The sequence below is a fragment of the Streptomyces sp. NPDC001606 genome, from assembly GCF_053596835.1.
The window spans coordinates 107352-130068 of sequence record NZ_JBSFHC010000011.1 but is presented as its reverse complement, the minus strand read 5'-3'; the positions used below and the strand labels follow the sequence as shown (position 1 = coordinate 130068).

At 73.9% G+C, this 22717-nt stretch carries 18 protein-coding genes and 1 riboswitch; of the genes, 10 read left to right on the top strand and 8 right to left on the bottom strand.

The genetic code is table 11. From position 1 onward, the window contains the following. The first annotated feature begins 13 nt into the window (after positions 1–13). A complete protein-coding gene (locus ACWCV9_RS21110; protein WP_450788609.1) occupies positions 14–544 on the top strand; it encodes a DoxX family membrane protein in 531 nt (176 codons plus the stop codon). Here the strand turns inward: ACWCV9_RS21110 and ACWCV9_RS21105 are convergent. Further along, a complete protein-coding gene (locus ACWCV9_RS21105; RefSeq protein ID WP_385843423.1) occupies positions 535–750 on the bottom strand; it encodes a hypothetical protein in 216 nt (71 codons plus the stop codon). The genes ACWCV9_RS21110 and ACWCV9_RS21105 overlap by 10 nt on opposite strands. Next, entirely contained in the window at positions 737–2308 is a 1572-nt protein-coding gene (locus ACWCV9_RS21100; RefSeq protein WP_450788607.1) for a PspC domain-containing protein, read from the bottom strand. Before ACWCV9_RS21100 ends, ACWCV9_RS21105 begins: the two co-directional genes overlap by 14 nt. Positions 2309–2520: 212 nt before the next feature. On the opposite strand from ACWCV9_RS21100, the gene ACWCV9_RS21095 reads away from it, so the two are divergent. Beyond that, a complete protein-coding gene (locus ACWCV9_RS21095; RefSeq protein WP_450788606.1) occupies positions 2521–3810 on the top strand; it encodes a PspC domain-containing protein in 1290 nt (429 codons plus the stop codon). After that, entirely contained in the window at positions 3807–4520 is a 714-nt protein-coding gene (locus ACWCV9_RS21090; RefSeq protein ID WP_385843427.1) for a LuxR C-terminal-related transcriptional regulator, read from the top strand. Before ACWCV9_RS21095 ends, ACWCV9_RS21090 begins: the two co-directional genes overlap by 4 nt. Before the next feature lie 11 nt (positions 4521–4531). On the opposite strand, the gene ACWCV9_RS21085 is transcribed toward ACWCV9_RS21090, so the two are convergent. Continuing rightward, the gene (locus tag ACWCV9_RS21085; RefSeq protein WP_450788604.1) at positions 4532–5599 is read right to left on the bottom strand and encodes an NlpC/P60 family protein; all 1068 of its coding nucleotides are present in this window, start codon (positions 5597–5599) and stop codon (positions 4532–4534) included. Between the two features lie 382 nt (positions 5600–5981). Between ACWCV9_RS21085 and ACWCV9_RS21080 the strand changes: the two genes are divergently transcribed. Further along, a complete protein-coding gene (locus ACWCV9_RS21080; protein WP_450788602.1) occupies positions 5982–6401 on the top strand; it encodes a hypothetical protein in 420 nt (139 codons plus the stop codon). 85 nt (positions 6402–6486) lie between these two features. Next, positions 6487–6840, top strand: coding sequence for a hypothetical protein (locus ACWCV9_RS21075; RefSeq protein WP_385843430.1), 354 nt, complete (start codon positions 6487–6489; stop codon positions 6838–6840). A 47-nt stretch (positions 6841–6887) separates the two neighbouring features. Here ACWCV9_RS21075 and ACWCV9_RS21070 read toward each other — a convergent pair whose 3' ends face one another. Continuing rightward, a complete protein-coding gene (locus ACWCV9_RS21070) occupies positions 6888–8237 on the bottom strand; it encodes a C40 family peptidase (protein WP_450788600.1) in 1350 nt (449 codons plus the stop codon). Positions 8238–8244: 7 nt separating this feature from the next. Continuing rightward, positions 8245–8417, bottom strand: a riboswitch (cyclic di-AMP (ydaO/yuaA leader). Between the two features lie 263 nt (positions 8418–8680). Between ACWCV9_RS21070 and pcrA the strand changes: the two genes are divergently transcribed. Further along, positions 8681–11149, top strand: coding sequence for a DNA helicase PcrA (gene pcrA, locus ACWCV9_RS21065; RefSeq protein ID WP_450788598.1), 2469 nt, complete (start codon positions 8681–8683; stop codon positions 11147–11149). A 33-nt stretch (positions 11150–11182) separates the two neighbouring features. On the opposite strand, the gene ACWCV9_RS21060 is transcribed toward pcrA, so the two are convergent. Continuing rightward, positions 11183–12613 (bottom strand): M23 family metallopeptidase, encoded by a 1431-nt coding sequence (locus tag ACWCV9_RS21060; RefSeq protein WP_450788596.1) that lies wholly within the window; start codon positions 12611–12613, stop codon positions 11183–11185. Positions 12614–12833: 220 nt separating this feature from the next. Next, positions 12834–13685, bottom strand: coding sequence for an esterase/lipase family protein (locus tag ACWCV9_RS21055; protein ID WP_450788594.1), 852 nt, complete (start codon positions 13683–13685; stop codon positions 12834–12836). 223 nt (positions 13686–13908) lie between these two features. Here ACWCV9_RS21055 and ACWCV9_RS21050 point away from each other — a divergent pair, with 223 nt between their 5' ends. After that, positions 13909–14331, top strand: coding sequence for a cobalamin B12-binding domain-containing protein (locus tag ACWCV9_RS21050; protein ID WP_385843437.1), 423 nt, complete (start codon positions 13909–13911; stop codon positions 14329–14331). Positions 14332–14559: 228 nt separating this feature from the next. Here ACWCV9_RS21050 and ACWCV9_RS21045 read toward each other — a convergent pair whose 3' ends face one another. Both ACWCV9_RS21045 and ACWCV9_RS21040 read right to left on the bottom strand, forming a co-directional pair. Then, on the bottom strand, positions 14560–16182 hold the full coding sequence (locus ACWCV9_RS21045; protein ID WP_450788591.1) for a DUF5691 domain-containing protein: 1623 nt from the start codon (positions 16180–16182) through the stop codon (positions 14560–14562). A gap of 58 nt (positions 16183–16240) precedes the next feature. Beyond that, positions 16241–17602 carry an SWIM zinc finger family protein gene (locus ACWCV9_RS21040; RefSeq protein ID WP_450788590.1) on the bottom strand — a complete coding sequence of 454 codons (1362 nt, stop codon included), beginning with the start codon at positions 17600–17602 and terminating at the stop codon, positions 16241–16243. Between the two features lie 131 nt (positions 17603–17733). Here ACWCV9_RS21040 and ACWCV9_RS21035 point away from each other — a divergent pair, with 131 nt between their 5' ends. From ACWCV9_RS21035 to ACWCV9_RS21025, 3 genes are read left to right on the top strand one after another with little or no spacing between them, the layout of a single operon-like run. Further along, entirely contained in the window at positions 17734–18864 is a 1131-nt protein-coding gene (locus ACWCV9_RS21035; RefSeq protein WP_450788588.1) for an ATP-binding protein, read from the top strand. Next, positions 18861–21254, top strand: a complete 2394-nt coding sequence (locus ACWCV9_RS21030; RefSeq protein ID WP_450788586.1) for a DUF5682 family protein — start codon at positions 18861–18863, stop codon at positions 21252–21254. The genes ACWCV9_RS21035 and ACWCV9_RS21030 overlap by 4 nt, the downstream gene beginning before the upstream one ends. Next, positions 21251–22441 carry a VWA domain-containing protein gene (locus ACWCV9_RS21025; protein WP_450788584.1) on the top strand — a complete coding sequence of 397 codons (1191 nt, stop codon included), beginning with the start codon at positions 21251–21253 and terminating at the stop codon, positions 22439–22441. The genes ACWCV9_RS21030 and ACWCV9_RS21025 overlap by 4 nt, the downstream gene beginning before the upstream one ends. Positions 22442–22717 lie beyond the last annotated feature (276 nt).

Sequence of the window (22717 nt, the reverse complement as noted above, 5' to 3'; positions counted from 1 at the left end):
GCGGCTGACGGCGATGACTCACGGTATGCGAACCGACACGCACCCCGCCCGGCTGGGCGGCCGCCGCGGACTGCGGGACACCGCCGCCCACTACGCCCTGCTGCCCCTGCGCGTCTTCCTCGGCGTCACCTTCATCTACGCCGGCCTGAACAAGCTCACGGACAGCGCCTTCCTGAAGTCCGGCGGCGCCGGCTCGGTCGGCGACACCATGCGCGCGGCCCGCGGCTCCGCCGCCGTCCCGGCCCTGATCGACCTGGCCCTGAAGAGCCCGGTCGGCTTCGGCTACGGCATCGCCCTCGGCGAACTGGCCGTCGGCATCGGCACCCTGCTCGGACTGCTCGGCCGGGTGGCCGCGCTCGGCGGCGCCCTGATCTCCCTCAGTCTCTGGCTGACCGTCAGCTGGGCCACCACCCCCTACTACTACGGCAACGACCTCGCCTACCTGATGGCCTGGCTGCCCCTGATCCTGGCCGGCGCCCCCTACCTCTCACTCGACGCGGCCTGGCGAGCCCGTCGCCGCGCCCGCACCGGCGGTTACCGCTGACCTTCCCCGGCGCCGGCCCGTCTGCGTATGCCCCGGGAGACGGCCGCCGTGACAACCGCCAGACAGAGCCCGCCCACGACCAGCGGCAGAACACCGAACCACGGGGTGTTCCACCAGCCGGCCGCATCCCCGGCGAAGACCACGCCGGTCGCGGTCAGGAAGAGCCCGGCGACCAGCCTTCCCGGCTGGAACTCATGACGCAGCACGACTGACCTCCACCTGTCCCACACCGACCCCGAGCGTGAGGTCCAGGGTGCCGGTGCCCCGGGCTCCCTTGACCGGGGCCAGCGTCACCGTCCTGTGCCTGCTCGGCTGCACGTCCACGTCCTTGCTGCTGTCGCCGGGCAACCGGATGTCGCCCACGCCCACATCGATCTTCATCCGGACGGCCGACCCGGCGGGCACGATCACCTTCAGCTGTCCCGCGCCCACATGGGCCTTCGTGGCGACCGTCTGCCCCTTGGCCGGGTGCACCCGGCTCAGGTCCAGGGTGCCGCGTCCGGTCCCGAGGTCGTACGCCGGACGTATCGCGGCCGTCGCGGTGGGCGTCCAGGTGGTGTTCCGCCAGTGCGTGGTGATGTCTCCGGGGAGGGCCGCCGCCCCGGCGAGCAGCGCGGCGGTGACGATCGCCAGGAACACTGTCCCGGCGCCGGTGCGGCCGAGCAGCGAGCTGACCGCGAGACCCAGCCCGAAGACCGCCAACGCGCAGGCCAGACCGGCCTCCAAAGTGGCGCCCAGCGGATGCGTGTCCCAGGTCAGCCCGGTGCCCAGGCCACCCGCGACCAGCGCCAGCAGGAACACCCAGCCGCCGATCCAGCGCGGGCCACGCGGGCCGCTCGGTCTCGGGGGCGTGGGCGTGGGTGGCTGCTGCTGTCGGGCGCCGGGGTGGGTCCAGGGGAGGGGGATGCCGATGTCGACGCCCGAGGGCACGTCCCGGTCGCGGGCGTCCCCGGGGCCCCACAGATACCCGGTGCCACCGACATGGGTGCCGTCCTTGACGATCGGGTCCCGCCACCACGAGGGGTAGGAGATGACGACCGGCGGCGCCTGGGCCTCCGGCGGGGCGTCGGCGGCGGCCTGCGCGGCGAGGGGGTCGGGATCGGAGGCGCCGCGGCGCCGCGACCAGTACCCGGCGCCCGCCAGCAGCAGCGAGAGGACCACGGTGAAGGCCAGCACCCCGCCGTTTCTCAGCATGGTCAGGAAGAGCCCGCAGCCGACCAGCGCGAACAGCACGGCGGCCAGGGCCTGGCCGTCCACCCGGCCGGTCAGGAGCTTGCGCAGTTCGTTCTCCTCCTCGTCCGCGTACGGCACCAGGAGCCAGGCGAAGCCGTAGAAGATGAGGCCGATGCCGCCGGTCGCGGAGAGCACGGCCAGCGTGATCCGGAAGATCACCGGGTCCATGTCGGTGTGCCGGCCCAGGCCCGCGCACACGCCCGCGATCATCTTGTGCCCGCGGTCGCGCTGGAACCGGTCGAAGGCCGCGCCGGCGTCCTGCTGCGGCTCCTGCGGGTCGGTGCCCGTCTGCTCCTGCGCGTCGGTGTCCGGGCGGGTGCCGCGGCCGCCGGGGCGCGGGTCGGAGCTGCCGGTGCCGGTGGTGGTGCTGGAGGTGTCGGTGCCCGGGCTGGTGGTGTCGGTGGCGCCGGTGCCGGCCGCGTCCGTCTTCCCCGTCGCGGCGGGCGCGGCATCCGTCGGCCCGGTGCCCGGGGCCGGGCGCGGGCCGGGGCCGGGTCCCGGACCCGTCGCGGCGTGCTCGTGATCCGTCATGCGTCCATGGTGACGGCCCGGCCGCCGCCACGGCAGTCGGGAAGACCCTGGCCGAACCCTGAGATCGGCCCTGACACGCGCCAGGGCCGCGGTCGAGCGGCCCCGGCGGGCTCAGGACACCGCGGCCCCGGCCCCGGCTCGGGGAAGATCAGGGGAGTCTCCGGGGCCGACCCTGATGCCCCGCCCCGCCACCCCGTGTGACCATCGATGCCATGCCGGAAGCCGCAAGCCTGCCCCTCGACGACCCGCGGCCGCCGCGCAAGCTCTACCGCAGCAGCGACGGACGCTGGCTCGGCGGAGTGGCGCGGGGCCTCGCCGGGCACCTCGGGCTGCCCGTCGTCTGGGTCCGGCTCGCCTTCGCGGGCCTGTTCATGGCCCACGGATACGGAGCGCTGCTGTACGCGGCGTTCTGGTTCTTCGTCCCGCTCGGCGTCGGCGGGGTCGCGGCGCAGAAGCAGTCGCTCGTCGCCACCGAGACCGCGCCGGACGGCCGCCGAAGACTCGTGACCCGCAAGCCCGACCGGGGCCAGATCGTCGCCCTGCTCCTCATGGTCGTCGTGTCCGTGGTCTTCGTGACCAGCGTCGACCTCGGTGGCGTGGCCAAGGCGTATCTGCTGCCCGCCGTGCTCGTCGCGGCCGGTGTCGCCCTGGTCTGGCGGCAGGCGGACAACGCCCGCCGGGCCCGCTGGGTCGAGGTCGGCCGGCGGCGCCGCACCCTCACCCTGGTGCGGGCGGCCGCAGGCGTCCTGCTCGTCACGGCCGGCGTCTCCGCCATCTTCGTCCTCCAGGGCTCGGCCGCCCATCTCGGCGCGGTCCTCCAGGCGGCGCTCGCCGTCCTCGTCGGCATCACCCTGCTCGCCGGCCCGTACCTGGTCCGGATGACCCAGGACCTGTCCGAGGAACGCCTGATGCGCATCCGCGCCCAGGAGCGCGCCGAGGTCGCCGCCCATGTCCACGACTCCGTGCTGCACACCCTGACCCTGATCCAGCGCAACGCCGACAACGCCGGCGAGGTGCGCCGCCTGGCCCGCGCCCAGGAGCGCGACCTGCGCACCTGGCTCTACAAGCCGGAGGGCACCGGCAAGGACGAGGCCGACGAGCCGGACACGGTCGCCGAGGCCGTGCGGCGCAGCGCCGCCGAGGTGGAGGACAAGCACGGAGTGCCCATCGAGGTCGTCGTCGTCGGCGACTGCACGCTGGACGACAGGACCGGCGCGCAGATGCAGGCCGCGCGCGAGGCGATGGTGAACGCCGCCAAGTACGGTGGCGAGGGCGGTGCCGTACAGGTCTACGCCGAGGTCGAGCGGGCGACGGTCTTCGTGTCCGTGCGCGACCGCGGCCCGGGTTTCGACTTCGACTCGATACCCGCCGACCGCATGGGTGTCAGAGAATCGATCATCGGTCGCATGGAGCGCAACGGCGGCACGGCCCGGCTGCGGGCGGTGCCGGGCGGCGGCACCGAGGTGGAGCTGGAGATGGAGAGGGCGGAGAGGACGTCATGAGCGACGCGAACGAGGCGAACGGCACGGCGGGGGCGGGGGAGCCGGCCGGGCGGCACGTACGGGTGGTGCTCGTCGACGACCACCGGATGTTCCGCGCCGGAGTGCAGGCCGAGATCGGCCAGACCGCCGAGACCGGGGTCGAGGTGGTCGGCGAGGCCGCGGACGTCGACCAGGCGGTCACGGTCATCACCGCGACCCGGCCCGAGGTGGTCCTCCTCGATGTGCATCTGCCGGGCGGCGGCGGGGTCGAGGTGCTGCGCCGGTGCGCGGCGCTGATGGCGGACGCCGAGCAGCCCGTCCGCTTTCTCGCGCTGTCCGTGTCGGACGCGGCGGAGGATGTGATCGGCGTGATCCGCGGCGGCGCCCGCGGCTATGTCACCAAGACCATCACCGGCTCCGATCTGGTCGACTCCATCTTCCGCGTCCAGGAGGGCGACGCCGTCTTCTCCCCGCGGCTGGCCGGGTTCGTGCTGGACGCCTTCGCCTCCACCGACGCCCCGCCGGTGGACGAGGACCTGGACCGCCTCACCCAGCGCGAACGCGAGGTGCTGCGCCTGATCGCCCGCGGCTATGCCTACAAGGAGATCGCCAAGCAGCTGTACATCTCGGTGAAGACGGTCGAGTCCCATGTCTCGGCGGTGCTGCGCAAGCTTCAGCTGTCCAACCGCCATGAGCTGACCCGCTGGGCGACGGCCCGCCGGCTGGTCTGAGCCGGGGCGCCTCAGACCACCCGGGTCGCTCCCGCGAACGGCATCTCGTCGACGGGGGCGATCCGCACCGGCGCCGACGGGTTCGGGGCGTGGATCATCTGTCCGTTGCCGATGTAGAGCCCGACATGGCTGATGCCGGAGTAGAAGAACACCAGGTCGCCCGGCTGGAGTTCGGAGCGGGAGACGCGCCGGCCGGCGTTGATCTGGGAGTAGGTGGTGCGGGGCAGGGAGACCCCGGCGGAGCGGTAGGCGGCCTGGACCAGGCCGGAGCAGTCGAAGGCGTTCGGGCCGGTGGCGCCCCACACATAGGGGCTGCCGAGCTTGGCGTAGGCGTAGGCGACGGCCGTCGCCGCGCGGGGGTCGGGGGCGGTGGCGGAGCCGGTCGGGTGCAGCGGCTGCCGGGGCTCCGAGGCCGACCGCGAGGCGGGTGCGGAGCCGGTGCCGGTGGCGCCGGTGATGTGGTCGCGCTGGCGCGGGGTGAGCCCGGCGAGCAGTCGCCGGGCCTCGTCCAGCTTCCGGGTGATGGTGGTCTTCCGCCGTCGCAGCTCCGCCTGCCGGGACCGCAGCGACGCCAGCTCCACGCGGGCGGCGCCGCGCAACCGCTCGATCTCCCGCAGCTGTTGCCGTACCCGCGACACCGCGGCCGCCTGCCGGTCGCCGGCCCGCTCGGCGAACGCGGCGCCGTCCAGATACCGGTCCGGGTCACTGGACAGGGCGAGTTGCCAGGCCGGATCGATGCCACCGGAGCGGTACTGCGCCGCGGCGAACGAACCGAGTGCCTCCCGGGCAGAGTTGAGTTTCTGCTCCTTGCGGGCGGCCTCGTCGCGCAGTGAGTTCAGCCGCCGCTGCCCGGCATCCGCCTTCTCCTTCGTCCCGTCGTACTTCTCGGTGGCGTCCTCGGCCTCCTGGTACAGCTTGTCCACCTTCGCCTTCACCTGCGCCGGCGTCAGCTGCGGCTCCGCGTGTCCCGTGCCGTCGAAGGCGGTCGCGGTGGCCGCGCCCGCCAGGGCGAGGGTCGCGGCCGTGCGGGCCGTATGGCCTCCGAGCGGGCGTTGCCGGGGCTTGCGATGCGCTGCCACCTGGACCGTCACGTCCTTCCGTGCGGGTCGTACGAGCGGGCCGTCCGGGCCCCGGCGGCGGCCGGCACAGGGGGAGCGGGCCGCCGCCGGGCCTTTCTCGGCGGGGGTGGCCGGCTGCCGCCCTTGGCCGGGCGGCGTTGGGGAGCCGGTCACCTGGGGGAGGACGCTAGGCCTGACGGTGACAAGTCGGTAACGCGGTGTACGGAACTGGTCGGGAGGGACCGGATCCCAACCGAGGATGACCGAATGCGCCGCCCGGAGTCGTCGCCTTCACGCAGCGTGGTGACCGAAGCGCGGAAAAGGGGGACGGGGGAGGGTGATGGGGTGCTATGGCACGGATATATGCAAGATCGACAGCGCGGGTCGGTGGAGGGAGCCGAGAGTGGACACGGGACACCGGCATGCCGGCATCCAGCTTCCTGAAGGGTCCTGGTGGGACTGGGACGTCATCGCCTGGGACGCGGCCGAGTTCCGGCTGGCGGCCGGGTATGACCTCAGCTACTCCCACGGCCTGGAACTGGTCTTCGGGGACCCGGCCTTCGTCACGTGTCCGGCGCAGTTCGCCGACCCGGTCTTTCGCACCCCGTCGGAAGACGAGCTCGCGAGAATCACTCGTCAGCTTGGTGAGATACCGCCCGTGCTCCTCGCCTTCGAGGCGGACGCGGGCGGGCGGGAGCCGGTCTCCTGTCTGATCGCTGCGGAGCGGGTTGAGGTCGTACAGGAAACCGTCCTGCGGTACTGGCGTGCCGACGCGGCTCCCGGGCAGCGGTTCGCGCCATGGGTGCGGCCGCCGGCGCTGTAGGAGCGCCGGGCAGGTGGCGCCCGCCTGGCGGGCACGGCACCCTGCCGTCCGGGGGGCTGTGGGGGACGAATTAGGCTCCGGCCCCATGGACGTACTCATCCATCTCTTCGTCGGCCTGCACATCATCGGTATCGCCGCGCTGCTCGGCGGTTTCCTCACCCAGATGAAGGCGATGGGCCAGGGCACGGCCCGGTTCGTCCCCGGGATGCTGCACGGCGCGCTGACCATGCTGGTCACCGGCGTGGCCCTGGTCGGCCTGAACCAGGCCCAGGGCGCCCACATCAACACCATCAAGATCGGCATCAAGCTGGCGCTGCTGATCGTGATCCTCGGGCTGGTCTATGTGAAGCGCGACGAGGAGACGATCGACAAGGGCCAGTTCGGCCTGGTCGGCGCCCTCACGGCGACGAACGTGTTCATCGCCGTGCTGTGGACCTGACGGCCGCCCGTGCCATGAACCGGGCGGCACGCCCCGGTCGTCACCGGTCAGCCCGGACGCACCACGCTGTGGACGAGTGACTCGCCCCAGCGGTACACGGAGTCCTCACGGATGTACGCGCCCGGCTCGGGGGAGTGGATCATCATGCCGTTGCCCGTGCAGAGGCCGACATGGCTGCTGTCGTCGTAGAAGAAGACCAGGTCGCCGGGGCGGGCGTCGGCGAGCGGCACGGGCGTGCCGGCGGCCGCCTGGTCCCGGGCGGAGCGCGGAAGGGTGACGCCGGCGGCCTTCCAGGCGGCCTGGGTGAGGCCGGAGGCGTCGTAGGAGCCGGGGCCGCTGGCGCCGGACACGTATGGCCTGCCGATCTGGGCGCGGGCGAAGGCGACCGCCAGCTCGGCCCGGGTGACCTGGGCGCCGTACGCCGGACCGGCACCCTCTGCCCGCTTCCGCCCGGCGAGCGCGGCCGAGCGGGCGTCCGCCTCGGCGGTCAGCCGGGACAGCAGCTCGCGCGCGGTGGCGAGCTTGCGCTGGACGGCGGCCTTGGCGGTCTTCACGTCGTACGGGGCGGCGGCAGCCGATGTCGCCGCGCCCAGGTCGGCGGTAGCCGGTATCGGCGCACCCAGGTCGGCGGCAGCCGATGTCGCCGCGCCCAGGTCGGCCGTCATGCGCGTGCCAGGGCGCTCGCCCCGCGGGCCCGCATCGGTGATCTCGCCGCCCGCGTCCCGGCCGCGCGCGTTCCCGCCGGTGGTGGCCCTGGTCCGCTCCGCCGCGTCCTTCACGCGCGAGGCCAGCCGGTTCATCACCCGGCTCGGCGCGAAGTGGTCCTGCGGGAACTCCGCGAGCAGCGAAGCGGCCACGTCCGGCGCCGTGGCGAACGGCACCAGGCCCGCGCGGGCCCGGGCGTGCCGTCCCGCGGGCCGGGCGCCCCCCGCGCGCGGGTCGTCCTGGCCCGGGTCGCCCCGGCGCGCTTCCGCCGTGTGCGCCGGCTGCCGCGCGGCCGACGCCTCCGCGGAAGCGGAATAGACCCCCTGCCGGCCGGCTCCCGGCTCCTCGAAGCGCGTGCCCTGCCGGGCGGCTCCCGGCTGCTCCGGGCCCGCCCCCTGCCGGGCGGCCTCCGCCGCCTCCGCGCGGGCTCGCTGGCGGGCTGCCGCCGACTCCTGCGAGCGTGCGCGCTGCCGGGCCGCCGGTTCCGCCTCCGCGGCCGAGTCGGCGCGGCGGTAGAACTCGTCGATCTTCTTCTCGATCTCCTCCAGGCTCGGCCTGCCGTCGGGGGCGGGGACGGCCTCGGCCGTGTGGGACAGGACGGCCACGGAGGTGAACGCGGCGGTGGCGAGGGCGGGGCCGCGCAGGCCCGGTCCATGGGTGCCGCCGGGCCACGGCTTGCGGTGCGACGCCAAAAGAGGCGACTCCTTCCAACGCGCCGCCTACCGGGTTAGCTGTCGGGTTCGGGCGGGTGCTTCGGAAGGGTTGCCCTACGGCGTCGTCCCGGGCGGGAGGTCGGCCGATTCACCCCAGGATCGGTGGGTCCCCGGCTCCGGGCACCGTGCGGGGCGCGCCGGATTCGGCGGAGGCCGCGCGGCCCGGCGAGGTTCGCCGGAGAGGGGTCGTGCGGCCTGACGGCAACCTAGCCAACTCGTGTGCGTCCTGTGAAGGTTGGTGCGAGGTATGTCCGATACATTTCCGTGACCTGAGGGGCACTTGTCTACGCGCGTGAGCAGGCGCTTCCGCAGCGTGAGCGGTCGACGGGCGCCACGCGGGCCGTGGTCGGCGGGGTCGCCGGCCGGCCGAGTTCCGGGGACGGCGACCGGTTGTCGGTGGGGCACCCTAGACTCGGAGAGCGATGAGCAGCCTCTTTGACGACAGCTTCCTGGCGGACCTCCAGCCCCCGCGTGGGCACGAGGAGGAGCCCCCGCCGCCGACCGAGGACGATCACGCTCCGGAGCCGCTTCCGGACGATCTGTTCGGCGGGAAGTTCGACGTGCCGCCGGACCGGGACTCCTACTACCGCGACGGCGCCCCGCGTCCCGCCATCGACTCGGCGGCCCTCCTGGAGGGGCTGAACGAGAACCAGCGCGCCGCGGTCGTGCACGCCGGCTCCCCGCTGCTCATCGTCGCCGGGGCCGGCTCCGGCAAGACCCGCGTGCTCACCCACCGCATCGCGCACCTGCTCGGCGAGCGGCATGTCCACCCCGGCCAGATCCTCGCGATCACCTTCACCAACAAGGCCGCGGGCGAGATGAAGGAGCGCGTGGAGCAGCTCGTCGGCCCGCGCGCGAAAGCGATGTGGGTGATGACCTTCCACAGCGCGTGCGTGCGCATCCTGCGCCGCGAGTCGAAGAAGCTCGGCTTCACCTCGTCGTTCTCGATCTACGACGCCGCCGACAGCAAGCGCCTGATGGCCCTGGTCTGCCGCGACCTGGACCTCGACCCCAAGCGCTTCCCGCCGAAGTCCTTCAGCGCCAAGATCAGCAACCTGAAGAACGAGCTGATCGACGAGGAGGACTTCGCCGCCCAGGCCACCGACGGCTTCGAGAAGACCCTCGCCCAGGCCTACGCGCTCTACCAGTCGCGGCTGCGCGAGGCCAACGCGCTCGACTTCGACGACCTGATCATGACGACGGTCAACCTGCTGCGCGCCTTCCCCGACGTCGCCGAGCACTACCGCCGCCGCTTCCGGCACGTCCTGGTGGACGAGTACCAGGACACCAACCACGCCCAGTACGCGCTGGTGCGCGAACTGGTCGGCACCGGGGAACACGACGAGGACGTCCCGCCCGGCGAGTACGACATCCCGCCCGCCGAGCTGTGCGTCGTGGGCGACGCGGATCAGTCGATCTACGCCTTCCGCGGTGCGACGATCCGCAACATCCTCCAGTTCGAGGAGGACTACCCGAACGCGACCACGATCCTGCTGGAGCAGAACTACCGCTCCACGCAGACCATCCTGTCCGCCGCCAACGCGGTCATCGAGCGCAACGAGTCCCGCCGCCCGAAGAACCTGTGGACCAACGCCGGCCAGGGCGCCCGGATCACCGGCTATGTCGCCGACACCGAGCACGACGAGGCCCAGTTCGTCGCCGACGAGATAGACCGCCTCACGGACGCGGGCGAGGCACGCGCGGGAGACGTCGCCGTCTTCTACCGCACCAACGCCCAGTCCCGTGTCTTCGAAGAGGTCTTCATCCGCGTCGGCCTGCCCTACAAGGTCGTCGGCGGCGTCCGCTTCTACGAGCGCAAGGAGGTCCGGGACGTCCTCGCCTACCTGCGGGTGCTCGCCAACCCGGAGGACTCGGTGCCGCTGCGCCGGATCCTCAACGTCCCCAAGCGGGGCATCGGCGAGCGCGCCGAGGCGATGGTCGACGCCCTCGCCCAGCGCGAGAAGATCAGCTTCCCGCAGGCCCTGAAGCGGGTGGACGAGGCGTACGGCATGGCCGCGCGCTCCACCAACGCGGTCAAGCGGTTCAACACGCTGATGGAGGATCTGCGCACGATCGTCGAGTCCGGCGCTGGACCCGCGACCGTCCTGGAGGCGGTGCTCGAACGCACCGGCTACCTGGCCGAGTTGCAGGCCTCCACCGACCCGCAGGACGAGACCCGGATCGAGAACCTCCGGGAGCTCGCCTCCGTCGCCCTGGAGTTCGAGCAGGAGCGCGGCGAGGAGGAGCGGGGGACGCTCGCCGACTTCCTGGAGCAGGTGGCCCTGGTCGCCGACTCCGACCAGATCCCCGACGAGGAGGACGGCGACGGCGTCATCACCCTGATGACCCTGCACACCGCCAAGGGCCTGGAGTTCCCGGTCGTGTTCCTGACCGGCATGGAGGACGGCGTCTTCCCGCACATGCGCGCCCTCGGCCAGACCAAGGAGCTGGAGGAGGAGCGGCGCCTGGCGTACGTCGGCATCACGCGCGCGCGGGAGCGGCTGTATCTCACCCGGTCGGCGATGCGCAGCGCCTGGGGCCAGCCGTCGTACAACCCGCCCTCCCGCTTCCTGGAGGAGATCCCGCCCACCCATGTGGAGTGGAAGCGGACCGGGGCGACCACGCCGGTCTCGTCCGGGGTGGCGGCCTCGCTGTCCACGACCCGCTCCCGCTCCTCGGCGTCGGGTGCCTCCGGATTCGCCACCCGGCGCGCCTCCGAGAAGCCGGTGGTGTCCCTGGCGGTCGGCGACCGGGTCACGCACGACCAGTTCGGACTCGGCACGGTCGTCGCCGTGTCCGGCGTGGGCGACAAGGCCCAGGCGACGATCGACTTCGGCGACGGCAAGGCCAAGCGGCTCCTGCTGCGGTACGCGCCGGTCGAGAAGCTCTAGTGGGACGGCACCGGCGGCCGTCCGTCCGGTGCCCTACGTCGGGTCCAGGCCGTGGCTGCGCAGCCACGGCAGGGGGTCTATGGCCGCCCCGCCCGCCGGCCGCACCTCGAAGTGCAGGTGCGGGCCGGTGGAGTTGCCCGAGTTGCCGGAGTAGGCGATCGGATCGCCGGCCTTCACGGTCGTACCGGAGGGGACGCGGTAGCTGGACAGGTGGCAGTACCAGGTCTGCGTGCCGTCCTTCGCCGTCAGGATCAGCATGTTGCCGTAGGCGCTGTTCCACTTGGTGGTGACGGTGCCGTCGGTGGCGGCCATCACCGTGGTGCCGTAGGCGACGGGGAAGTCGATGCCGGTATGCACCGACATCCAGTTCACGCCCGCCTGGCCGAAGTAGGCGCTGAGCCCCTTCTGCGTCACCGGCAGCACGAACTTGGGCCGCAGCCGCTCCTTGAGCGCGGCCTCCGCGGCCGCCTTCTTCTTCTGGAGCTCCTGCTGGTTCTTGAGGTCGATCCGCTCCTGGGTACGGCTCGCCCGGTCGGCGAAGTCGTCGGCGCCGGCGGAGAGCGTCCGCAGCTGGGTGTCCAGCTTGCTGTTGGCGACCGAGGGCTGCACCGCGTGCGCGTCCGAGGCCGTGGCGGTGGTGTCCTTGCCGTCGTCCGTCAGCGCACCCACGGAGGCGACGGCGATCCCGGCGACCCCCATCACACAGGCGGAGGGCACGGCGACGGTCAGCAGCGCGGAGCGCTTGGCGGGCGTACGGCGCCGGGAACGCGCCCCGCCGCGCGCACCCGCGCGGGTCGAAGGCGCCGGGGTGACCTCTTCCTGCTCCTCCAACAGCTCGGGCTGCTCGGGGAGTTCGTCCGCGCCGGGGTCGTCGTACGGCACCTGCTCGAACGTCGCCGTGGGCTGCTGGTCGAACGGTTCGGCACCCTGCTCGGACTCAGCCGGTACGGCCGTCTGCTCGGCCGGGTTCCACTGGGTGGCGTCGTACGCGCCGGTGTCGAAGGCCTGGGTGCCCCACTCCCACTGCTGGGTGGCGTCGGCGGCACCGGACTGCTCGGGCTGGAGCCAGGCGCTCGCGTCCCACTCACCGCTGACCTCGTTGCCCGTGGCCTGCGCGGGGAAGGTCCAGGCGGTGCTGTCGTAGGCGCCGGAGTCGTAGCCGGTGTGGTGCTGGGCCGCGTACGCGTCGTGGGCCGGGACCTGGCCGGTGCCGGTCTGCCACTGCGTGGTGTCGTACGCGCCGGTGGAGTGCGGGTCGCCGGGGAGGCTGCCGAAGAGCGGGTCCGTGTCGAAGGCCGTGCCGTTCCCGGCGCCGCCGGGAAATCCGGTGGCGCCGTGGCCGCCGTACGTGGTGAGGTCGTCGTAAGGGACTTCCGGTGTGCCGTACGGCGCGTAGTGCGCGGTGGAGGCGTCGGAAGCCGGGGCCGGGGTGGTCATGGTCCCCGACGGGTGACGGTCGTTCACCAACTTCTCTTTCGCCTCGACAACAGGGGCTGCCAGAGCAGTGCGGCGACTGTACCCGGCGGTATACGGGCGCGACAATCTTCGGCCGGTTTCGAGGTGGCGGGAAACGGGCAATCGGCCGTGTTTCGGGGGAGGCCGGACTCGACCTTGGCCTTCTGTTCGATGAGCGTTCGAGGATGGGTGACCGTGCGTCACCGGCGGGCCGGTGCCGGACCGCGTCTCACGCCACCGTCAGACCGCCCGCGCTCCGGTCCCCGGCGGGTGCCGAGTCGAGGGCCTCGCGTATCCCCGCCGCGACGGCCGGATGGACCGGCAGGGCGAGATGCCCGATGCCGGAGACCCGGATGTTCTGCGCGTCCAGATCGGGATGGTCCAGGCAGGCCGTCTCCAGTGGCTCCATGATGGAGTCCAGGTCGCTCCAGAAGCTGACGAAGCGGGTACGGCAGCCGGGCGCGGGCCGGGCCAGCTCCTCGATGACCGCGGAGCCCGGCCGCATCTGGCGCACGATCGGATGGGCGTCGGCCAGCGGCGCCACCCGGGTCCCGGAGTGCGGCGTGCCGAGGGTGACCAGCATGCGCACTCGCAGATCGCCGCCGAGGCACTGCACGTAGTACCGCGCGATCAGGCCGCCGAGGCTGTGTCCCACGATGTCGACCTGCGCGCTGCCGGTGCGCTCGCACAGCTCCTCGATGTGCCGCCCGAGCAGTTCCGCCGCGATGCGGATGTCCCGGGTCAGCGGAGAGTAGTTGAGCGACTCCACCCGCTGTCGGCCGTGCTGGGCGAGATGGCGGCGGAGCAGCACGAACACCGAGCGGTTGTCGATGAAGCCGTGCAGCAGCACCACCGGCGGTCCCGGCCGCACCGGCAGCTGTGCCGTGCCGTCCGCGGCGGGCGGGTCGGCCGCGCGGCGCTCCTGGGACAGGCCGGTCGGATACAGCAGCAGATGTCCGGTCAGGATCGCGGCCTCGAGAGCGGTCGCCTTGAGCAGCGCCATGGAGAGTCCGGCCAGTCTGCCCGGCCACAGCCGACGGCACAGCGGGAGGAACAGCGGCACTACCCCGGTGACCTTCATGGCCGACCTCCTGTCGGCACGCCGGAGGACGGCCCGCTCCCCCGTGTGCCCTCATGTCCCACCATGTGATTTCCCCCTCGGTGCCCCCCGTAAAACTGCCGGTTGCGGGATGCTGTGGATAACGTTCGTTCACTTCGTGACGGTGGCGGAACGCATCAAAAGTGCGGTACTTGTCGGTACGGACGGAAGCGATCGCTTCCGTGGTCCTGTGATGGAGGCAGTGATGGGTGTGGCAGCCGGTCCGATCCGCGTGGTGGTCGCCAAGCCGGGGCTCGACGGCCACGACCGCGGCGCCAAGGTCATCGCGCGCGCCCTGCGCGACGGCGGTATGGAGGTCATCTACACCGGGCTCCACCAGACCCCGGAGCAGATCGTCGACACCGCCATCCAGGAGGACGCCGACGCGATCGGCCTGTCCATCCTCTCCGGCGCCCACAACACGCTGTTCGCGGCGGTCATCGACCTGCTCAAGGAGCGCGAGGCCGAGGACATCCTGGTCTTCGGCGGCGGCATCATCCCGGAGGAGGACATCGCGCCGCTGAAGGAGAAGGGCGTCGCGGCCATCTTCACGCCGGGCGCGACGACCACGTCGATCGTGGAGTGGGTGCGGGAGAACGTCCGCCAGCCGGCGGCGTCCGGGAACTGAGCGGTCAGGTCCGGGATCCGGCCGGATTCCGGGCGCTGCGGACCGGGCCGGGCCGGGGCGAGCCGGCGAGCGGCACCACCGGCCGGACCGGGGCACGCCGGGAGCTGTGCGGTGCCGTCCGCCGCGGACAGGACTGCGGACGCGACGGCCGGGCAACGTGATCGCCTGCTCGATGGCCGGTGAACAGCGCTCACTGCCCGGTGCCCGGTGCCCGGTGCCCGGGACGGATCACTCGGCCCTCGTCAGCTCCTCGGTCATGGCGGAGCGCAACCGCAGTGTGGTGACCAGCCGCTGGAACGCCTCCGCCCAGTAGCCCCCGGCGCCCGGCGCCGCGTCCTCGCGCTCGTCGGGTATCGCGAGCAGCGCCTGGAGCCGGCCGGCCTCCGCCGGGTCGAGGCAGCGCTCGGCCAGCCCCATCACCCCGCTGAAGCTCCACGGGTAACTCCCCGCGTCCCGGGCGATGTTGAGGGCGTCCACCACGGCCCGGCCGAGCGGTCCGGCCCACGGCACCGCGCACACGCCGAGCGCCTGGAACGCCTCCGACAGGCCGTGCACGGCGATGAACCCGGCGACCCACTCGGCGCGTTCCGCCGGTTCCAGTGCGGCCAGCAGCTTGGACCGCTCCGCCAGCGACACCGCGCCCGGGCCGCCCGCCTCCGGCGCCGACGGCGAGCCGAGCAGCGCCCGTGACCACTCGGCGTCCCGCTGCCGGACCGCCGCCCGGCACCAGGCCGCGTGCAGCTCGCCCTGCCAGCCGTCCGCCACCGGCAGCGCCACGATCTGCTCGGCCGTGCGCCCGCCGAGCCGCCCCGGCCAGATCCCGAGCGGGGCCGCCTCCACCAGCTGCCCCAGCCACCACGACCGCTCCCCCCGGCCCGTGGGCGGCTTGGCCACGACGCCGTCCCGCTCCATGCCGGCGTCGCACTCGTGCGGCGCCTCCACCACGAGCACCGGAGCGTCCCCGGTACGGTCCACGGCCACGCACGCGGTGGCCCGTACGGCCATGCGCGCGGCCAGCGCCGAACCCGGCAGCGCGGACAGCAGTTCGGCGGCGGTCGCCCGGACGTTGCGGCTGCGGTCGGCCAGCGCCTGCTCCAGGAACGGCTCGTCCGCCGCGGAAAGATTGAGGCGCAGCGAGTCCAGGAACATCAGCCGGTCCTCCGCGCGTTCCGTCGCCCAGGTCGAGGCGAGCAGCTCGCGCGCGTGTGCCGGGGTCCGGGCGCGCAGCGCGCCGAGCAGGGCCACCCGCTCGGCGAACAGCCCTTCCTGCCACAGCCGCCGGGTCCCCTCGTCGTCCTCGGGCCCGGGCAGCGACATGCCGCCGCCGGGGGCCGCGCGCAGGGCGAACCGCCAGTCCGGGTTGAACCGGGCCAGCCACAGCGCCCGCGGGCCCGCGAACGCCAGCGCCGCCGGGCGCAGATCCGTACGGCCACGGGCCGCGTCCAGCAGGGCGGGCAGGGTCTGCGGCGGCGCCGCGTACCCCTGTGCGTTGGCTGTCGCGAGCCACTGCGGGAGCAGCTCCGTCAGGTCCGGGGAGCTGCCCCGGCGGCCCCCGGACGCGCCGCCGGACCGGTCGGCGAGCAGCGTCAGGAGTCTGCGCTCCGCCGCCGCGGGCAGTGCGGGGCGTGGGTCCTCGGGTGCCCGCTCCGGCCGCCGCGCGGCGCGCCCGGGACGCAGCCCGGCCCGCCGCCGTACGGTCGCCAGGGCGGCCTCGTCCAGCAGGGCGACCGGGGCCGGCCGCCCGGCCGCGCCGCGGGTCGCGGGCCGCCGGTCGGTGCCGAGGAGGGCGGCCGTGACCAGGTCGTCCCAGGCGGGGGCGGGTGAAGGACTGGTGGGGGAGAACGCGTTCATGGCCGTCCCTTCCGGTGGGGTGCGCGATGTCCGCTCGTCTTCGTGGAGGCAGGCCCGGTCAGCACAGCGGCACCGCCTCGCCCGGCCCCTCCGCCCAGGCGGTGAGCGGGGTGAAACCGCGGTGACCGCACTCCCCGAAGACCCGTACCGGCGCGCCGCCGGACAGCGCGACCAGCCGCCACAGGCCGGGGCGGGAGCGGGCGGCCGGGGTCAGCGGCAGCGCGCTGTCGGTGTCGGCGTCGGCCAGCTGCCACCGGTCGCCGTCCTGGACCGGTATCACCCCCTCCAGCGTCACCGGGACCGCCTCCAGCCACGGGTCGTCGCGCAGCGCCGCGCCGTACCGGGCGGCCGCCTCGCCCGTGTCCACCCCCGGCGGGCGGAACCCGGCCGGTGCGGGCGCGGTGAACCGCTCGCCCAGTGCGGACCGGGACTGGCCGCCGCCCGGGTACGCGGACAGCTCCGCCTCCAGCGCCAGGCCGACCGGCAGGGACAGCTCGGGGGCGCGGCCGGCCGCGCCGTAGGACAGCAGCAGCCGGGTGTCTGCGGAGGCGGCGCCGTGCAGCCAGATCCGGCGCGTCGTCAGTTTCGGGTCCACCGTGTCGTACTGGGCGAGGACCAGCCAGCGGTCGCGCACCGGCGGGCCGTCCGCCGTGCCGGGCAGGCCGATCCGGGCGCGGACCGTGGCTGCGAGCGCGTCCGGCAGCCGGTCGCGGTGGAGCCAGCCCTGGTCCAGCAGGTGCAGCAGCGCGCACCCCTCCAGCAGTCGCGCCGGCCAGCCCGCGCCGGAGGCCGGTATCGCCCCCAACTCCCGCACCCGGGCGGCCAGTCCGGGCGCCTGGGCGTCGACCATGCGGGCCGCCGTCTCGTCCCACAGGCCGTACCCCGCCTGCTCGGCCGCGGCCAGGCCGCCGCGCAGCAGGTCGGCCAGGCGCTGCTCCAGCTCCGTGGCGCCCGCCGTGACCCGCTCGGCCCGGCGCTCGGCCCGGCGCCGCGCCGCCTGCGGGTCGGCGGAACCGCCGTCGGCCGACGCCCGACCGTCCTCCCCGCCCTCGCCGTTCTCCCCTTTCTCCGTGCGGCTGCGCCGGCCCGCGAGCCACTGCTCGGCCCAGTCCGGGGGCTGCTGCGCCGGCGGCACCTCGCCCCCCTCGCCCGCCCACAGCACAAGCAGCCCGAGCGCGTGCTTGCAGGGGAACTTACGGCTGGGGCAACTGCACCTGTACGCCGGCCCGGCGAGGTCCACCACCGTCTGGTACGGCTTGCTGCCGCTGCCCTTGCACAGCCCCCACACCGTCTCCTTCCCGCACCCCGTCCCGGACCACGGCCCGGCCGTACCGAGCCTGCTCCCCGCTGTGCGTGACGCGGCGTCAGGCGCCAGTGTCAGCACCTGCTCCACGGTCCAGCGCTCCCCGTGCTCAGTCATGCCACCGACGGTAGGTCCCCCCACTGACAATCGGCCCGGCGAGAGCGTTTGTGCAGGTCAGAGCGATTGTCAGTGGCGTGGTGCACGGTGGATGCCAGACCGAACCGGCCGAGCTGGAGGGGGCCTCAGCCATGACCGTGACCGTGGAACCGACGACCGCTGAAACGCAGCGCGGCGAGGGCGCACAGGTGCTTCGCCCGCACGCCGAGCACGCCTTCGCCGCCGAACTCGCCGCGCTCGCCGCGCAGGACGACCGGCCGCGCCCGGCCCGCTGGAAGCTGTCGCCGTGGGCGGTGGCGACGTACCTGCTCGGCGGCACCCTGCCGGACGGCACCGTGATCACACCGAAGTACGTGGGCCCGCGGCGGATCGTCGAGGTCGCCGTCACCACGCTCGCCACCGACCGGGCCCTGCTCCTGCTGGGCGTGCCCGGCACCGCCAAGACATGGGTGTCGGAGCATCTGGCGGCCGCCGTCAGCGGCGACTCCACGCTGCTCGTGCAGGGCACCGCGGGCACCCCGGAGGAGGCGATCCGGTACGGCTGGAACTACGCGCAGCTGCTCGCGCACGGCCCGAGCCGCGACGCGCTCGTCCCCAGCCCCGTCATGCGGGCCATGGCCGAGGGCATGACGGCCCGGGTGGAGGAGCTGACCCGTATCCCGGCCGATGTGCAGGACACGCTGATCACGATCCTGTCCGAGAAGACCCTGCCCGTCCCCGAGCTGGGCGAGGAGGTCCAGGCGGTGCGCGGCTTCAACCTCATCGCCACCGCCAACGACCGCGACCGGGGCGTCAACGACCTGTCCAGCGCCCTGCGCCGCCGCTTCAACACGGTCGTGCTGCCGCTGCCCGAGAGCGCCGACGCCGAGGTCGACATCGTCACCCGCAGGGTCGAGCAGCTCGGCCGCTCCCTGGACCTGCCGGCCGCGCCCGACGGCATCGAGGAGATCCGCCGGGTGGTGACCGTCTTCCGCGAGCTGCGCGACGGCATCACCGCCGACGGCCGTACGAAGGTGAAGTCGCCGAGCGGCACGCTGTCCACGGCCGAGGCGATCTCGGTCGTCACCAACGGCCTGGCGCTCGCGGCCCACTTCGGCGACGGCATGCTGCGCCCCGGCGATGTCGCCGCCGGCATCCTCGGTGCCGTCGTCCGCGATCCGGCCGCCGACCGGGTCGTCTGGCAGGAGTACCTGGAGACCGTGGTGCGCGAGCGCGACGGCTGGACCGACTTCTACCGGGCCTGCCGGGAGGTGAGCGCATGACCGGCCCGAGCCGGCCCACCGGATCCGGGGGCGGGCCGCTCCTGCTGGGCGTGCGGCACCACGGGCCGGGTTCCGCGCGCGCGGTGCGGGCCGCGCTGGACGCCGCCCGCCCGGCCGCCGTCCTGATCGAGGGCCCGCCCGAGGCCGACGCGCTGATCCCGCTGGCCGCCGCCCCCGGGATGCGGCCGCCGGTCGCCCTCCTCGCCCATGCCGTGGACGAGCCGGGCCGCTCGGCGTTCTGGCCGTTCGCCGAGTTCAGCCCCGAGTGGGTGGCCGTCCGCTGGGCCCTGGAGCACGGGGTCACGGCCCGCTTCATCGACCTCCCGGCGGTCCACACGCTCGCCTGGCAGGACCGGGAGGAGGCAGAGGGGGCCGGGGAGCCCGGGGAGCCGCGCGCCGCCGACGCAGAGGCCGGGGCGGACGCGGCCGGGGCCGCGGAGGACGTCCGGGTCGATCCTCTCGCCGTGCTGGCCGAGGCCGCCGGGTACGACGACCCCGAGCGCTGGTGGGAGGACGTCGTCGAGCACCGGGGGCCCGGCGACCGGGACCCGTTCGCCCCCTTCGCGGCGCTGGCCGAGGCCATGGAGGCGCTGCGCGAGCGCTACGGCGTGGGCGGGCGCCCCCGGGACCTGGTGCGGGAGGCGCACATGCGGCTCCGGCTCCGCGCGGCCGCCAAGGAGTTCGGCGACGCGGTGGCCGTGGTCTGCGGAGCCTGGCATGTGCCCGCGCTGCGGCAGAGGACCACCGTCACCGCCGACCGGGCCCTGCTCAAGGGGCTGCCCAAGGTCAAGACCGACATGACCTGGGTGCCCTGGACACACCGCCGGCTGGCCCGGGCGGGCGGATACGGCGCGGGCATCGACTCCCCGGGCTGGTACGGCCATCTGTTCCGGGCCCCCGACCGCCCCGTGGAACGGTGGCTGACCAAGGTGGCCGGGCTGCTGCGCGAGGAGGACCGGATCGTGTCCTCCGCGCACGTCATCGAGGCCGTACGGCTCGCCGAGACGCTCGCGGCGATGCGCGGCCGCCCGCTGCCCGGCCTGGGGGAGACCACCGACGCGGTGCGCGCGGTGATGTGCGACGGCTCGGACGTGCCGCTGGCGCTGGTGCACGACCGGCTGGTGGTGGGGGACGTCCTCGGCGAGGTCCCGGACGCGGCCCCCGCCGTACCTCTCCAGCGCGACCTGGCCAAGCAGCAGCGCACCCTGCGGCTCAAGCCGGAGGCGCTCGAGCGCGAGCTGGAGCTGGACCTGCGCAAGGAGACCGACACGGCCCGCAGCAGACTGCTGCACCGGCTGCGGCTGCTCGGGATCGACTGGGGCGAGCCGTCCCGGTCCCGGGGGAGCACGGGCACCTTCCGGGAGACCTGGCGGCTGCGCTGGGAGCCGGAGCTGTCGGTGCGGGTGGCCGAGGCGGGAGTCTGGGGGACGACCGTGCTCGCCGCGGCACAAGCGAAGGCGGAGGCGGACGCCACCGCCGCGCGTGCCCTCGCCGAGGTCACCGACCTCGCCGAGCGGTGCCTGCTGGCCGGCCTGCCGGACGCCTTGCCCGTGGTCATGCGGGTGCTCGCCGACCGGGCGGCCCTCGCCACCGACGTCGGCCACCTCGCCCAGGCGCTGCCCGCCCTGGTCCGCTCGCTGCGCTACGGAGACGTCCGCGGCACCGACACCGGCGCGCTGAGCGGGGTCGCGGCGGCCCTGGCCGAGCGGATCTTCGTCGGCCTGCCACCGGCCTGCGCCGCCCTCGACGCCGACGCGGCGGAGGAGATGCGCGGCCATGTGGACGCCGTGCACACCGCGGTCGCCATGCTGGCGGAGACACCGGCCGCCGGCGGACACGGCGATCTGCGGGGCCGCTGGCGCGCCGTGCTGCGGACGCTGTCGTCGCGGGACAGCGTGCCCGGAGTGGTCCGGGGGCGGGCGGTGCGGCTGCTGCTGGACGACGGTGCGGTGCGGCCCGAGGAGGCGGCGCGGTTCATGGGACTGGCGCTGTCCCCGGGCACCCCGCCCGCCGACGCCGCCGCCTGGATCGAGGGCTTCGTCGGCGGCGGGGGCGGGATGCTGCTGGTGCACGACGAGCGGCTGCTCGGCCTGGTCGACAGCTGGCTGACGGCCGTACCGGCGGAGGCGTTCGTCGACGTGCTGCCGCTGCTGCGGCGCACCTTCGCGGCGTACGACCCCGGTGTGCGCCGCACGCTCGGCGAGCTGGTCCGGCGCGGACCCGGGGCGCCGGACGGACGGCCGGCCGGGACCGGCACGGCACCGGGCTTCGCCGCCGATCCCGACACCGAGCGCGCGGACGCGGTGCTGCCGGTGCTGCGGCTGCTGCTGGGCCTGGACGGGGAGCCGGCGACGAGGGACGACAACAGCCTTGCGGGGGTGGGGACATGACGACGAGCGAATCGACCGTGACGGCGCTGGACGCGGGCGGTGACCCGGCGCGGGAGCGGCTACGGCGCTGGCGGCTGGTGCTCGGCGGCGACCAGGCCGACGGCACCGGATGCGCGCTCTCCGGCCGGGACGCCGCGATGGACGGCACACTCGCCGCGCTCTACGGCAAGGGGGACCGACCGCAGGCGGGGCGGGACCGTGCGGCGGGGCTCGGGGCGTCGGCGCCGTCCGTGGCGCGCTGGCTCGGGGACATCCGCACCTACTTCCCGTCCTCCGTCGTCCAGGTCATGCAGCGCGACGCCATCGACCGGCTGGGGCTCGCCTCGCTGCTGCTGGAACCGGAGATGCTGGAGGCGGTCGAGGCCGACGTCCACCTGGTCGGCACCCTGCTCTCGCTCAACAAGGCCATGCCGGAGACGACCAGGGAGACGGCGCGCGCGGTGGTGCGCAAGGTGGTCGAGGAGCTGGAGAAGCGGCTCGCTACCCGCACCCGGGCCACGCTCACCGGCGCCCTCGACCGCAGCGCCCGTGTGCACCGCCCGCGCCATCACGACATCGACTGGAACCGCACCATCGCGGCCAACCTCAAGCACTACCTCCCCGAGCACCGCACGGTCGTACCGGAGCGGCTCATCGGCTACGGGCGGGCGGCGCGATCGGTGCGGAAGGAGGTCGTCCTCTGCATCGACCAGTCCGGTTCGATGGCCGCGTCCGTGGTCTACGCGTCGGTGTTCGGCGCGGTCCTCGCCTCCATGCGGTCGATCAGCACCCGGCTGGTCGTCTTCGACACCGCGGTGGTCGACCTCACCGACCAGCTGGACGACCCGGTCGACGTGCTCTTCGGCACCCAGCTGGGCGGGGGCACGGACATCAACCGGGCGCTCGCCTACTGCCAGGCGCAGATCACCCGGCCCGCCGAGACCGTGGTGGTGCTGATCAGCGACCTCTACGAGGGCGGCATCCGCGACGAGATGCTCAAGCGGGTCGCGGCGATGAAGGCGTCCGGGGTGCAGTTCGTGACGCTGCTGGCGCTGTCCGACGAGGGCGCGCCCGCCTACGACAGGGAGCACGCGGCGGCGCTCGCGGCGCTCGGCGCGCCCGCCTTCGCCTGCACCCCCGATCTGTTCCCGGAGGTGATGGCGGCGGCCCTGGAAAAGCGGCCGCTGCCGATACCGGACCCGGTGTGACACCGGCTCCGGAGCGGCAGGAGGCCGCCGGGGCGGGTGCACCCGGACGGCCGAACGCCCTCGGCCCGTGCGGAGCAGATCACTGCGATTCACATGGATTACGGCACCCTGTGTCAGGAAACCCGGCATCATGTGACAGGTATCACCGCTCGGGTGTGACCCGCGATTTAGAGGCCCCCCGCAAGCAGAGATAACCTGCGAGACGGACATGCCGCGCGCTCGGACACCGTGTGCGCCTCCCTTGTGACAAGCGGACGTCACGTTGCCCTTCGCGGC

What these genes read in the sequence shown, in the direction of transcription:
- ACWCV9_RS21110 (WP_450788609.1), top strand. Translation starts at nt 14, where the DNA reads ATGACTCACGGTATGCGAACCGACACGCACCCCGCCCGGCTGGGCGGC.
- ACWCV9_RS21100 (WP_450788607.1), bottom strand. Translation starts at nt 2,308, where the DNA reads ATGACGGATCACGAGCACGCCGCGACGGGTCCGGGACCCGGCCCCGGC.
- ACWCV9_RS21095 (WP_450788606.1), top strand. Translation starts at nt 2,521, where the DNA reads ATGCCGGAAGCCGCAAGCCTGCCCCTCGACGACCCGCGGCCGCCGCGC.
- ACWCV9_RS21090 (WP_385843427.1), top strand. Translation starts at nt 3,807, where the DNA reads ATGAGCGACGCGAACGAGGCGAACGGCACGGCGGGGGCGGGGGAGCCG.
- ACWCV9_RS21075 (WP_385843430.1), top strand. Translation starts at nt 6,487, where the DNA reads ATGGACGTACTCATCCATCTCTTCGTCGGCCTGCACATCATCGGTATC.
- pcrA (WP_450788598.1), top strand. Translation starts at nt 8,681, where the DNA reads ATGAGCAGCCTCTTTGACGACAGCTTCCTGGCGGACCTCCAGCCCCCG.
- ACWCV9_RS21055 (WP_450788594.1), bottom strand. Translation starts at nt 13,685, where the DNA reads ATGAAGGTCACCGGGGTAGTGCCGCTGTTCCTCCCGCTGTGCCGTCGG.
- ACWCV9_RS21050 (WP_385843437.1), top strand. Translation starts at nt 13,909, where the DNA reads ATGGGTGTGGCAGCCGGTCCGATCCGCGTGGTGGTCGCCAAGCCGGGG.
- ACWCV9_RS21045 (WP_450788591.1), bottom strand. Translation starts at nt 16,182, where the DNA reads ATGAACGCGTTCTCCCCCACCAGTCCTTCACCCGCCCCCGCCTGGGAC.
- ACWCV9_RS21040 (WP_450788590.1), bottom strand. Translation starts at nt 17,602, where the DNA reads ATGACTGAGCACGGGGAGCGCTGGACCGTGGAGCAGGTGCTGACACTG.
- ACWCV9_RS21035 (WP_450788588.1), top strand. Translation starts at nt 17,734, where the DNA reads ATGACCGTGACCGTGGAACCGACGACCGCTGAAACGCAGCGCGGCGAG.
- ACWCV9_RS21030 (WP_450788586.1), top strand. Translation starts at nt 18,861, where the DNA reads ATGACCGGCCCGAGCCGGCCCACCGGATCCGGGGGCGGGCCGCTCCTG.
- ACWCV9_RS21025 (WP_450788584.1), top strand. Translation starts at nt 21,251, where the DNA reads ATGACGACGAGCGAATCGACCGTGACGGCGCTGGACGCGGGCGGTGAC.